Source organism: Metabacillus indicus LMG 22858, assembly GCF_000708755.2.
GTDB classification, from domain to species: Bacteria; Bacillota; Bacilli; order Bacillales; family Bacillaceae; genus Bacillus_P; species Bacillus_P indicus.
Map to the genome: position 1 here is coordinate 596,323 of NZ_JGVU02000001.1, position 12,878 is coordinate 609,200.

The window sequence follows — 12,878 nt, forward strand, 5'->3', positions numbered from 1 at the left end:
GAAGCTGAATAAGAGAGGGAGAGATTCATGACACACATAGGATTTATCGGAACAGGAGTGATGGGCAGAAGCATGGCCATGCATTTGCTGAAAGCAGGCTATCCTGTTTCCATTTATACGAGAACAAAAGAAAAAGCCGAGGATTTGCTTAAAGAAGGAGCTGTCTGGAGAGAAACAGCAGAAGAACTGGCCGGGCACTCTGATGTGATCATGACAATGGTGGGATATCCATCAGATGTAGAGGAGCTTTATTTGGGGGATCATGGCATTTTAAATGCTGCCAAAAGCGGCACTTATGTGATTGATATGACCACTTCTAAGCCGAGCCTTGCCATACACATTTATGAACTGGCGAAGCAAAAGGGAATTTACTCCATTGACGCACCTGTTTCCGGCGGCGATGTCGGTGCCCGAGAGGCCAGACTGTCCATTATGGCCGGCGGAGATAAGGAAGCATTTGAAGCATGTTTGCCGATCTTTTCTATTATTGGGAAAAATATTGTCTACCAGGGTCCTGCAGGAAGCGGACAGCATACTAAAATGTGCAATCAAATTGCCATTGCAGCCGGTATGATTGGTGTCAGCGAAGCGATTGCGTATGCGCATTCAGCAGGTCTTGATCCTGAAAATGTGCTGAAAAGCATTTCGGCAGGCGCTGCGGGAAGCTGGTCATTAAGCAATCTTGCACCAAGAATGCTGAAGGATGATTTTGAACCAGGATTTTATGTGAAACATTTTCTGAAAGATATGAGCATTGCCATCGAAGAGGCTGAACAAATGAACATGGAGGTGCCTGGCCTCGCTCTTGCCCATAAGCTTTATACGGAGCTATCAGAAAAAGGGGAAGCCGAGAGCGGTACACAGGCTTTGTACAAGTTATGGAAATCACCATCAGAAAATTGATTGGCGGGGAAGCTGCCCCAATGCACCTGCTGCTTGAAGCAGATCCCGAGGAAAAAGCCATTCAAAAGTACCTTCACAAAAGCATCGTTTTTTTGGCAGAACATCAAGAACAGACGGCTGGTGTACTGGTACTTAATGAAAATTCCTCCACATCATTAGAAGTAATGAATCTTGCAGTTGATGAAGCATTCCGGGGAAAAGGAATCGCAAAGAAACTGCTCGCACGTGCCAGAATGGAAGGGGAAACCGGCGGTTATGATTTTCTTGAGATTAGTACAGGCAATTCGAGCCTTGACCAGCTGGCCCTTTATCAAAAGTGCGGCTTCAGAATGGACGGAATCATCAGCAATTACTTCCTGGATCATTATGATAAGCCGATTTATGAAAATGGCATACCGTGTCTTGATATGGTCCGCCTGAAAATGTCTCTCACATAAAAAAGACAGCCGGATATCCCGGCTGTCTCACATTATCAAATTCTATTATTTACCGATGAACATTTGAGTCCAGTAGTTGCCTTCTTCAATGTGGCCCACACCGATGTGTGTGAAGTCAGCGTTCATGATGTTTTTGCGGTGACCTTCAGAGTTCATCCATGCTTGAACAACTTCTTCAGGAGAAGCTTGTCCTTTTGCAATGTTTTCACCTGCAGTTGTATACTCAACGCCGAACTTTTTCATCATATCAAATGGTGATCCGTAAGTTGGGCTGTTGTGGTCAAAGTAGTTCTTGCTTTGCATGTCTTTAGACTTTTCTTTCGCTACTTTGCTTAGTTCTTCGTCAAGCTGAAGCGGTTTTAGACCTTGCTTTTCACGCTCTGCATTTGTAAGTTCTACAACTTTTTTCTCGAATTCACTTACTGCAGCCTGAGTTTGCTCTTGCTTTGGAGCTTCTTCTTTTGCTTCAGGTGCCTGCTGCTGTGCAGGTGCTGGAGCTGCTTCTTGCTTAGGCGCTTGAGCTTGTTCTTGCTGAGGTGCCTGTGGTGCAGCCTGTCCTTGCTGTGCTTTAAACTGGCTCAGCTGCTCTTCAACCATTTTTTGAAGCTCAGGATTGTTGATGTTTTTCAGCATATCCTGTGTTTGTTCCTGATTTAAATTGCAGTTTTGACCGGCAATTTGGTAAGCTTTAACTTGCATATTTGATTGCTGTGGCGCTGCTGCATCTGCAGTTTGTCCACCCGCATTAAATGTAAAAATAGTAGCTGCTGCTGCAACTGAAAGTGCAATAGACTTCTTCATGAAAAAATTCCTCCTAAGAGTTTTTTTTGTTGTGTTCCTTGCTACACACATATCGTAACACACGATTCTTGTAATATATCAGCCAGTGCTTTCCATTGACACTCATTCAAAATGGCAATCTATCGTCCTTACAAATTGTAAGTCTCACAAAAACCTGACAGCAAAGAATTTGCGGCGGATTAAACATCTGTCTGACCCAACAGGTTTTTGGCGGATTTTTTCTAGCATTATCCAGTAAAACTAACTTTTTCATTGAATTGTTTCTTGACAAAAAATTTACCCCCATTTTTGTGTAACAAGTATTACACAAGTGTTACAATAGGGTTGTAATTAGATGAATGAACCCACAATCGGATGAATCCGATTTTGAAAGGAGATAAACTGCGTTGACTGAGCAAGGCAATAGTCAGGCGGATCTGCGGAAATTAAAGAAAAAACGCTTAATCCGCATCAACGTTTTCTTTTTCTTTGTGTTTTTGCTGTTTGTAGCACTTATAATCCGGCTTGGTGTGGTGCAGATTGTCCAGGGAGAGGAATTCTCCAAGGAAGTCAGCCGCACAGAGTCCAACTATGCCAGTTTCCCTGCACCCCGGGGTAAGATGTATGACAGGAACGGAAATGTCCTTGTTGAGAACATTGGCGTAGACGCAATTACGTATACGGTTGAAAAAACAACCAAAGCAAAAGACAAGCTCGAGACTGCTGCGAAACTGGCTTCATTAATTGAAGTCCCAACCGAATTTCTAAAAGAACGAGATTTGAAGGACTACTGGGTCGCAGCGAACCCGGAAGATGCAGCAGACCTTTTAACCGAAAAGGAAAAATCGAAAAAAGGCAGTGAAACCTATAAGCTTCAGATCGACCGGGTACCCGTAAAAGAACTTGAAGCATTAAAGGCTAATCCTGCAGAACTTGAAATAGCGGCACTTTATACCCGTTTTTCATCCGGCTATGCCTATGAGCCCCAAATTGTAACAGCTACAGGCCTGACAAAAGGCGAAGAGCTGACAAAGGACGAGCTGACCCGCGTGGCTGAAAATCTTGAAGATCTGCCAGGTGTGGATATCATCACAGACTGGAAACGCTCCTATCCCAACGGCGACCTTCTGACAGGGGTTTTCGGCAGTGTGACAACTCCTAAACAGGGAATTCTTGAAGCAAGAAAATCATATTACACAGCCCGCGGCTATGCCCGCAACGAACGGGTTGGCCGAAGCAACCTTGAGTATCAGTACGAAGACTATCTGAATCCGAGAAAATCTAAAGTGCAATATGTGACGGACACAAGCGGCAATGTCATTTCCGAATCGGTCATCGACGAAGGAAGACGCGGCTATGATCTAAAACTGTCCTTTGACCTTGAGCTTCAGAAGCAGCTCGATCAAATTGTCGAACAAGAACTGAAAGTCGCCCGAGGAAAATCCGGAAATTACCTCGTGGACAGAGCCTTTGCGGTCATGATGGACCCGCATACAGGCGACGTGCTAGCCATGTCAGGGAAGAAGTACAGTTTTGAAGAGGGGAAGATGAATGACTATATCATCGGAAACTTTACATCCCAATATGAAATAGGTTCTACCATTAAAGGGGCTACTGTTCTCGCCGGATACCAGAATGGAATGTCGATGGGAACTGTTTATAATGATGCTCCTATCCTTATAAAGGATACAAAACCAAAAAAATCAGTGCGAAATATGGGACCGGTAAATGAAATCACGGCTCTAAAGAGAAGTTCTAACGTCTACATGTTCAGAATTGCATTCGATATTGCTGGAGAAAATTATGTACCTAACGCACCATTTAACGCATCTTCTGCAGATTTTCAGAAGATGAGGAATTACTATAGCCAGTTCGGATTAGGCGTTCCAACAGGTATTGACCTCCCTAATGAGGCAACAGGACAGCAGAATACACCTCCGGATGCAGGTATCCTGCTAAACATGGCAATTGGACAGTATGATACCTATACACCATTGCAGATGGCGCAATATGTTTCAGTAATTGCAAACGGAGGCTATCGAGTTGAACCTAGGATTGTGACTAGCATTCATTCACCAGATGAAAATAAGCAGCTTGGTCCAGTTGTGACTGAACATGAAGCAACCATCCTTAATAGAATAAATAACACACCTGAACAGATCAGACAGGTTCAGCGCGGTTTTGAAGCTGTCACTAAAACAGGCGGAACGGCGGCAGGTTACTTTGGAGACAACGATGTTGCAGGTAAAACAGGTACTTCGCAAACACTGTATTATGGTGAGCAAAGCAAGCGGGCCTATTGGGGAACAGAAACAAACAACCTCGCTTTTGTAGGATATTATCCTGCTTCAAACCCTGAGGTTGCTATAAGTGTCATTGTCCCTTATACAGGCAAAACCGCTGCACATCCAGTTAATAAACTTATCGCCAAGCGCGCAATCGAAGCCTATGCAAACCTTGATCCTAAACCGCAGAATCAGGATGCAGACAGTTCGGCTGATGTCTCTTCGCAGGAAGAAGCCGGGCAGGAATAACAGGCAGACTCCAGCTTTCCTTCACAGGAAGGCTTTTTTCTTTGCCTTTTTTTCTGAAATCAGAGTAGTCCATTATATAGTAGGAAAAAATAGGGTAAATCAAAGAAATGAGGGATCACATGGGATTTTACTCTCCTGAAAACATTCAGCTTATGAAGAGGTTTCCTGATCTTGCGCCTGAGCTTTATCAGTCATATACTGCATTCAGCAAAGCAGTGCTGAGTGACGGTCATTTAACGAAAAAGGACAAGGAAATCATTGCTGTGGCTGTTTCTCATGCAACGGAATGTCCTTACTGCATTGATTTTCATACGAAAAAAGCAAAGAAAGAAGGGGCAAGTGCGGAAGAATTATTTGAAGCAGTCATGGTCGCGGCTGCAATTGAAGCAGGCGGCGCATATGCTCATAGAATGCAGATGCACAGGGCATACGACGGTAATGCTGCAGATGCCTTTTATAAAAGCTCGGATCTTGCAGATTTAAAAACGATGAGCGATTTGACTCCGGAAATCGGTGCTTCGGCCCATGCCTTTTTTTCTAAGGCAATGACTGCCGGCAAGCTATCTGCCAAACAAAAGCAGCTGATTGCAGTGGCGGTGGCGCACACGTCAGAATGCCCATACTGCATTGCCTCCCATACAGCAGGTGCTAAACAGGAAGGCTGCTCTAAGGAAGAACTGGCGGAAGCCGCTATGACAGCAGCACTATTAAGGTCAGGCGGTGTTGTCACACATGCGGTAAATATGCTGAAATCCTTCGAGGGTGAAAACGAAAAATCTTCACATAATTGAAGCGGACATGCCAAAACTAAGATAAGTCAAAGGAGGGAAGAACATGTCTAAAACAAACAAAAACGATGCGGATCAGAAAAACAAAAAAGGGTTTGACTCAAGCAAAACGGACTCTGAGTTCAGCAATGAGCTTGGCAGTGCCGCTTCAAACCGCGCGCACAAAGAAAAAGCAAAAAAAGAAAAAGCTTCAAAAAATGCAGGTGAATATAAAGGTTAAAAGCAAGCCGGATCTCAAGCCGGCTTACTTTTTTGATAGCTAGAATGACAGCGATCCTTGCATAACCCGGAAAAAAATTAACTTTTTCAGGAAATCTTAAAGGAATTTTGAAAGACAGAATCGAATTTTGTTAAGTAAAATCGAACGTTCTGCAGGCGAAGGTCATCTGCTTCCTTGTTTCTTCCTTTTTCTCCTCTCAGGCTCCCGCATGACGATCATTTTGACTGCTGTTTCCCAAAAGCAGAAAGCACGGAATTGTGTTGTGATTCACATTTTAAGGGGGGGCAATGCATGAAGCAGGAAACAGAAAGCGAATATCAGGTATTGCCGCAGGCAGAGCTGTTTGCAGTGATGAACGACAGCGGCAGGTTTCAGTTTGTGTCTGCAAACAGCGAGGAGCACCTGGGCTTTAAAAGCAGTGAAATGATTGGCACCGTATTGAAGGAATATGTTCATAAAGATGATCTTTTTTTAGTGGAGAGCTATTTTTACAATGAACATCATCTTCATCCTTGCACCTTTCGTTTCATGTTAAAGAATGAAACCTATATATGGCTGGAAGCTGATATTGATTTTATAAGAGCTGCAGCTGCAGAGGAAAATCAGATTATTCTCAAGCTGAAAATTCCGAAAACAAGCCGGCATGGAGATCCGTCCAGGCGTGTGCAGCTGAATAATCCCTTTTTAAGTGAAGAATCACAGGAAATCAGCATTCATGCGACAGAGCTGCTTAAAAAACTGCCGTGTCCCCTGTTTATATCCCAGAAGGGCCAGCTTTGCTATGTCAATCAGGCCCTTATTGACCTGCTTGGAGGATCCTCAAAAGAAGATCTTCTTGGGAAAGATGTTCTTGATATCATCGATCATGATTACCATGACATTGTAAAAAATCGCATACAAAGAATGCAGCAGGGCTCCTATGTCGGCCTTATCGAACAAACGTGGAGAAGGCTTGACGGAACACCTGTAGAAGTGGAAATTAAAGCGGCCCCCGCCATTTATAAAAACAAGCCGGCGGAACTGGTCGTTCTAATTGATATTTCATCACGCAAGAAGTTCCAGAAAATTCTTCAGAAAAGCAGGGAGCGTTATCAGCTCCTGATTCAGAATTCCATTGATACCATCGCTGTTATTCATAGAGACAAATGGGTTTTTATTAATGAGTCTGGAGTAAAGCTTTTTGAAGCTTTAGACTACCCTGATATGCTCGGCAAAAACGTCTTTGCCTTATTGGAACAGGAAGATCATGAACAGGTGAGGGAAAAACTCCGCAGTATTGTCGAAGAGAAATCTGAAGTGGAAGTAACGAAGCAATCCTGGCATACATACAACGGCAGCACAATTTATACGGAAATGGTCTGCATTCCCACCACGTATTTTGGCGAACGGGCCGTTCAAGTGATCTTAAGGGATATTTCTGACCGGAAAAAGGCAGAGGAGCTCATGCTTCGCTCTGAAAAACTTTCCGTTGCAGGACAGCTTGCAGCCGGAATTGCCCATGAAATCCGCAATCCGCTGACGGCTATCAAGGGATTTCTGCAGCTTATGCATTCTGCAAACCGCCACGATCAAGGGTACTACGAAATTGTCTTTTCTGAGCTGAACCGAATTGAACTGATCCTGAGTGAACTGCTGATGCTTGCAAAACCTCAGGAAAGGGTCCTGAAAAAAACGGACTTAACTGCTCTTGTAAGTGACGTTGCAACGCTGCTTGAAACGCAGGCAATCATGAATAATGTCATCATACAAACCGTTCCCCAGGAAGAAAAACTGTTTATCCACTGTGATCAGAACCAGCTGAAACAGGTGTTCATTAATCTGATTAAAAATGCGATTGATTCCATGCCTAAAGGAGGGACCATTCAGCTTCGTTTCGAAAAAGCGGAAGGTTTCATTTTTGTGCATGTGAAAGATGAAGGGGAGGGAATACCTAAAGAAGCCCTGAAAAAAATCGGCGAACCCTTCTACACGACGAAAGAAAAAGGAACAGGCCTTGGATTGATGATCACATATAAGATCATTGAAAATCATAAAGGCAGCATGAGCATTGAGAGCACGCCTGGAATGGGCACGGTTTTTACACTGAAGCTGCCTGAAGCATAAAAGGCAAAAAGCCAGCGAAGCATGTAGCGTCCGCTGGCCAATCTTACCTGCTTTTTATATAGTGTTCAAACCGGTCCATCGCCTCTTGAAGCTGTTCAAAGCTGCAGGCATAAGAAATTCGAATGTATCCTTCCCCAAAAGCAGAAAATGCACTCCCCGGCACTACAGCCACTCCCCCATCCTTTGCAAGCGAATAGGCAAAATCAAAAGAAGAGGCATTGAAATGCTTGATGCTCGGAAAAATGTAAAAGGATCCGTCCGGCTTTTCAGTCGGAAGCCCCATCTCCGTTAATCTCCTGTACACATAGTTCATTCTTTTTGAATATTCACCGTTCATAGGTGCTGCATCGTTTTTGCCTGCTGTAAGAGCCTCCAGAGCAGCCTTTTGCGAGATGGAGGACGCACAGGATATGTTATATTGATGCACCTTCAGCAAATGCTTGCTGATGGCAGCCGGCGCGAACACAAACCCGATTCGAAAGCCGGTCATGCTGTGTGATTTTGAAAGTCCGTTTATGACGATTGTCTGATCACGCAGGTAAGACGCAATCGAACGGTGTTTTCCATCAAAAACAAGTTCGCTGTATATTTCATCTGACAGAACGAAAAGATCTTTGCCTTTCAGCAGTTCGGCAATTTTCATCAGTTCTTCCTCATCAAGCGTAACGCCTGTAGGATTGGATGGATACGGCAGGACGACACAGCGCGTTTTTTCAGTCAGATGCCTGCTGATCAGTTCTGCCGTTAATTTAAACCCGTGTTCTGTTGTATCAGCGTGCACCGCTTCAGCTCCGCAAAGTGAGATGATTGGCTCATAGCCGGGATAGACCGGTCCTGGCAGAATGACTTCGCTTCCCGGAGAAAGGATGGTCCTGAATGCAATATCAATGGCCTGACTGGCTCCGGCTGTTACTATCACTTCATCTTTTCCTTGATAAGTTAGCCCATATTTTTCTTTTACAAAGGCAGCGGCAGCTTCTCTGAGTTCGGGGTAGCCCGCATTGTGGGTATACGTGGTAAAATCGCTCTCAATCGCCTCGATGGCGGCCTTTTTCACATGAGCTGGAGTTAAAAAATCCGGCTGGCCGATTGTGAGTGATATGGTATCCTCAAATTCGGAAACCATATTGAAAAACTGGCGGATGCCAGAGATCTGAATGTTTTTAACCTGCTGATTAATAAGGTGCTCCATCATGTTCATCCTTTTTCTATGTAATCAAATAACGTGTTATTATACCATCATACACAATTATTCCGTCAAATTCACCCATTCTGCGCGTGTTTAGTAACATAGTAAGAAGGGTAAAAGTCAAAAATATATTTATCTACAAAGAAAGATGTGACAGAATGATACGTACATTAGCCGTTCAATCCAGCGGGGAGGTTGTTTATGACCTGCCCCTTAAAGAACTGAGAAAACCCGAAATAAAATGGTATTGGGTCGATTTCCAGGATCCTACCGCAGATGAAACGAAACTGCTGAGCAAATTCTTCCGCTTTCATCCTCTAGCCATTGAAGACTGTGTGGAGTTTGTTCAAAGACCGAAAATTGATACATATGACACCTATTTGTTTGTTGTCATGCATGCCATTCAGCAAAAAACTCTTGAAGCTGAAGAACTCGATCTTTTTATTGCGAGGAATTACGCGGTTACTTTTCATAAAAAGCCGATAAGGGATTTGAATAATATCTGGTTTAAAATGAAAAAGGACGAAGGCTTAAAGGAAGGGGGGCCTTCCCTTTTGATGCACCAGCTGATGGACCAGCTGGTAGATGAATATTTCCCTCCTGTCTATAAGCTTGAGGACTTGCTGAATGAAATTGAGGAGAATACGAAGGATCTGACAATCAGCGAATTGATGGAAGGTGTTTTTGATATCCGCACAGATTTGTATAAGCTGAGAAGAACAATCATCCCAATGCGGGACCTGCTGTACAGGATGATCAGTTCCAGCAGTCTTAAAGCCTATATCAGAGATGAGATCTATTTTCAGGATATATACGATCACCTGCTGAAGCTTGTTGAAATGATTGATGCGAACAGGGAGCTGAGCGCAGATATCAGGGACAGCTATCTGTCCATCAGTTCAGACAGAATGAACAGAGTCATGATGACATTGACGGTCATCTCGTCCATTTTCCTTCCGCTTACATTTATTGCGGGGCTTTACGGGATGAACTTCCAGTACATGCCGGAGCTCACCGGCAAATATAATTACTTTATTGTTGTGGGCATCATGGTGCTGATTGCAGCCGGAATGATTTACTTTTTCGCGAAAATGGGCTGGTTCAGATATCATAAAGGAACAAAGCTATAACGCACATACACGCTGCCTTCGGGCAGTTTTTTTACGTTTAATTAAAAGAATGAAGAGGAAAATCATAGTATAATAAAGGAAAAGACTGAGGCGGTGGATGGTTTTGAAAAGAATTGCTGTTATTGGCCAATCGGGAGAGATACCAGCTGAAGTGCGGGCAATAAGTGAAGAAGTGGGAGCTGAAATTGCCAAGCGAAATGCCGTGCTGCTGACAGGCGGCGGAAGCGGAGTGATGGAAGCGGCGTCCAAAGGGGCAAAAGAAGCGGGAGGTCTTGTCATCGGGATTCTTGCAGGAGATGAGACTCATGTTGCCAACGATTACCTGGACGTTCCGATTACGACGGGCTTATCCTTTGATTACAGAAGTCTTGTGCTGGTTCATTCCTGTGATGCGATCATTATGATCAGGGGAGGAAATGGGACATTGGGAGAACTGTCTGCTGCCTATATGAATAAAAAGCCTGCCGTTGTCATTGAAACATCCGGAGGGTGGGCGGCGAAGCTGAAGGAAGCCGCATTTGAAGGAGCCTATCTTGACGAGCGCCGGACCGTGGAAATCCACTACGCGAACTCAGCAAAAATGGCAGTAGACAGAGCCTTCTTAAGAATCGAACATCCGCTTGATGAAATGAAAAATACAGGGATTATCGGGGATTAATAAAAGATAAAGCGGACGTGCTGTTTGGCCGTCCGCTTTTTCTGGTTATCTGCTACAAGAAAACGAAGCAATCCGCTGCGTGTCAATTCCGAAATAGACCCATCTGAATTGGCGGGGTCTCCATCTGTACCCTGCGACGGATGTTCTGCCGACAAAGGTCGGGTAAAACCAAAAGCTGTTTCCATTGTTAAGCCAAACGTACGTAAAGCGGAAAAGACATCCGCTGATGGCTCCCGGGTCTACTGCAAAAAGTGATGGACTTTGCTGGGGGATCTGGCTTGGAGGGGGGCCTGTCGGTGCCTGCGTTCCTCCGCCTCCAAATCCTGGCGGCGGACCTGGCGGCATGCCTCCTCCAGGACCAAAGCCTCCTCCAGGACCGAAGCCTCCTCCCGGAAAACCTGGAAATCCCTGACGATCGTATGGATTGTACATATTCACATTCCTCTCCTCATTAGCCTACAACTCACAGTATGCATCAGCGGGTAAGGAAGTGAATGGAAATTCTGGGCTTTGCTCAGCACAACGTAAAAAGGAACGCTTCATCTGAGCGTCCCTTTTTGCGTTGGCACATTAATATCCGAAATCCCAATCCATTTGCTCCTGCCAGACAGCGAAATGAAAGGGGGGAAGAATCATCGTTCTGCCATTCACTTTACAGCTGCACGAGTCTGAACCCGCATTCTCTTTCAGTTGCACATATATTTCTTCAGGAATATCCTCAAGAACAGTCATATCCTGATTTTCATGAAACAGCAAAACGGTTCCCACCGAAAAAACACCTTCTTTTACTAGAGATCAGTCAAAAAACACATTTAGAATTCTACCATGTTTTCGAATGAAATCCGCGGCTGAAAAGAAGATGTCATAAAATCGCCAAATCGAAATCGTTTACAGGAAGTTTAAAGGTGTTTTTTCATTTTGTACTGAATGAAGAGCATGGGATCAATAGACACGTAATGCTCAGTTAAAACCGAGTAGCCCCTGTTCATGAAAAAGGTCCGGGCTGTTATTCCCGTACTGAGAGTGACCTTTTTGTGGCCCGAATCTCTTGCCGTTTTCTCCAGTGCCTCAAGAATGGCGGATCCGGTTCCCGTCCTTTGATGGTCTTTATGAGAATATAAAAAATGAATGTCTCCGTTATGAGTCAGTGTGCCAAATCCTGTAATTTTTTTATTTATTACAGCAAGGAGAGTCGTGTTCACTGTCAGCAGGTCACCCCAATTTTCGTAGTGATCAAGTCTTTTTGGAGCAAGTGCATGTATATGATCAGATGAATAGTCTCTTCCATTAATTTCACAGACTGTATCAATATATAAGTTAATAACTTCTTCAAGATCCTTTTCTTCAAATAATCTAATCTTCATCAGCACCACCAAGTATGTTTAATTTTTCTGCACGCGCATCTTTAATTAAATCGGTTAACCAGGCAAGTTCTGCTTCTCCATGCAGTATTGATCCTCTAATTAAGTGAATAACAGCTCTCGGAAGCTTCTTATATAAGTCAAGTATTCCTTTAAGCTCTGTCACTCTCTTCTTTGTAAGCTCCACTCTCTTTTCAAGAACATCTGCGACTTCCTGAGGATTGCTGTGGAGAGTAAAAGCAACGCCCGTAAAAAGAGGATGATACAGATTTGAATCGCTCGACAGTTCGTCCAGAATCAATTTGTGAAAGAGTTTTTTCCCTGATTCGGTAATCGAATAGATCGTTTTATCAGGCCTGTTCGTATCTTTAATAATGTCAACAATTTCAATATGCTCTTTCTTGTAAAGCTGTTCCACTGCATAATACAAGGAGCCTTTCTGCAGTTTCATAAAATGGTCCATATGTCTTTGTTCCATAATCTGCTTCATTTCATAGGGATGGGCATCCTGTTCCATTAAAAGCCCTAGTATGACCAATTTCATTGACATACAGCATACCTCGCTTTACCGAAGCTGGTGGATCTTGATCAGCTTACTTAAATTATATAGTCTAGTTTGACCATTTAGCAACGATTTTACATGAAGGTTCACTAAATCGATAAAAGGGAAAGATATCGGTGGAAATGTAAATGAACCATCTATCTATTTTCTGTTCTATCCTGTAAAATAAAGTGTTTGAAAAAATAGTTCCTTTATGGAGGAATACGTGTGCTG

At 43.8% G+C, this 12,878-nt stretch carries 14 protein-coding genes; 8 read left to right on the forward strand and 6 right to left on the reverse strand.

Features of this window, described 5'->3' with window-relative positions; genetic code table 11:
• Positions 1–27 precede the first annotated feature (27 nt).
• Entirely contained in the window at positions 28–903 is an 876-nt protein-coding gene (locus AZ46_RS02900; protein ID WP_029281620.1) for an NAD(P)-dependent oxidoreductase, read from the forward strand.
• On the forward strand, positions 879–1,340 hold the full coding sequence (locus AZ46_RS02905) for a GNAT family N-acetyltransferase (protein WP_029281618.1): 462 nt from the start codon (positions 879–881) through the stop codon (positions 1,338–1,340). Before AZ46_RS02900 ends, AZ46_RS02905 begins: the two co-directional genes overlap by 25 nt.
• A gap of 45 nt (positions 1,341–1,385) precedes the next feature.
• Here the strand turns inward: AZ46_RS02905 and AZ46_RS02910 are convergent, their stop codons facing one another.
• Positions 1,386–2,141, reverse strand: a complete 756-nt coding sequence (locus AZ46_RS02910) for a CAP domain-containing protein (RefSeq protein WP_029281616.1) — start codon at positions 2,139–2,141, stop codon at positions 1,386–1,388.
• Positions 2,142–2,527: 386 nt separating this feature from the next.
• Here AZ46_RS02910 and AZ46_RS02915 point away from each other — a divergent pair, with 386 nt between their 5' ends.
• The 4 genes from AZ46_RS02915 (at position 2,528) to AZ46_RS02925 (ending at position 7,765) form a co-directional block, all read left to right on the forward strand.
• Positions 2,528–4,654, forward strand: coding sequence for a peptidoglycan D,D-transpeptidase FtsI family protein (locus AZ46_RS02915; protein ID WP_051865135.1), 2,127 nt, complete (start codon positions 2,528–2,530; stop codon positions 4,652–4,654).
• A 119-nt stretch (positions 4,655–4,773) separates the two neighbouring features.
• Complete coding sequence (locus AZ46_RS02920) at positions 4,774–5,445, forward strand: carboxymuconolactone decarboxylase family protein (protein WP_029281612.1); 672 nt, start codon at positions 4,774–4,776, stop codon at positions 5,443–5,445.
• 43 nt (positions 5,446–5,488) lie between these two features.
• Complete coding sequence (locus AZ46_RS22135; protein ID WP_168713759.1) at positions 5,489–5,662, forward strand: hypothetical protein; 174 nt, start codon at positions 5,489–5,491, stop codon at positions 5,660–5,662.
• Positions 5,663–5,953: 291 nt separating this feature from the next.
• Complete coding sequence (locus AZ46_RS02925) at positions 5,954–7,765, forward strand: PAS domain S-box protein (RefSeq protein WP_029281610.1); 1,812 nt, start codon at positions 5,954–5,956, stop codon at positions 7,763–7,765.
• A gap of 43 nt (positions 7,766–7,808) precedes the next feature.
• Here the strand turns inward: AZ46_RS02925 and AZ46_RS02930 are convergent, their stop codons facing one another.
• The gene (locus tag AZ46_RS02930) at positions 7,809–8,957 is read right to left on the reverse strand and encodes an aminotransferase A (protein WP_029281607.1); all 1,149 of its coding nucleotides are present in this window, start codon (positions 8,955–8,957) and stop codon (positions 7,809–7,811) included.
• Positions 8,958–9,112: 155 nt separating this feature from the next.
• Here AZ46_RS02930 and corA point away from each other — a divergent pair, with 155 nt between their 5' ends.
• Both corA and AZ46_RS02940 read left to right on the forward strand, forming a co-directional pair.
• Positions 9,113–10,084, forward strand: a complete 972-nt coding sequence (gene corA / locus AZ46_RS02935; protein WP_029281605.1) for a magnesium/cobalt transporter CorA — start codon at positions 9,113–9,115, stop codon at positions 10,082–10,084.
• Between the two features lie 97 nt (positions 10,085–10,181).
• Positions 10,182–10,742 (forward strand): TIGR00725 family protein, encoded by a 561-nt coding sequence (locus AZ46_RS02940; protein WP_234703364.1) that lies wholly within the window; start codon positions 10,182–10,184, stop codon positions 10,740–10,742.
• Positions 10,743–10,787: 45 nt separating this feature from the next.
• Here AZ46_RS02940 and AZ46_RS02945 read toward each other — a convergent pair whose 3' ends face one another.
• The 4 genes from AZ46_RS02945 to AZ46_RS02960 form a co-directional block, all read right to left on the reverse strand.
• A complete protein-coding gene (locus AZ46_RS02945) occupies positions 10,788–11,174 on the reverse strand; it encodes a hypothetical protein (protein ID WP_035318995.1) in 387 nt (128 codons plus the stop codon).
• A 138-nt stretch (positions 11,175–11,312) separates the two neighbouring features.
• Entirely contained in the window at positions 11,313–11,510 is a 198-nt protein-coding gene (locus AZ46_RS02950; RefSeq protein WP_029281600.1) for a hypothetical protein, read from the reverse strand.
• Positions 11,511–11,641: 131 nt separating this feature from the next.
• Positions 11,642–12,106 (reverse strand): GNAT family N-acetyltransferase, encoded by a 465-nt coding sequence (locus AZ46_RS02955; RefSeq protein WP_029281598.1) that lies wholly within the window; start codon positions 12,104–12,106, stop codon positions 11,642–11,644.
• On the reverse strand, positions 12,096–12,653 hold the full coding sequence (locus AZ46_RS02960; protein ID WP_029281597.1) for a PadR family transcriptional regulator: 558 nt from the start codon (positions 12,651–12,653) through the stop codon (positions 12,096–12,098). Before AZ46_RS02960 ends, AZ46_RS02955 begins: the two co-directional genes overlap by 11 nt.
• Between the last annotated feature and the right edge of the window lie 225 nt (positions 12,654–12,878).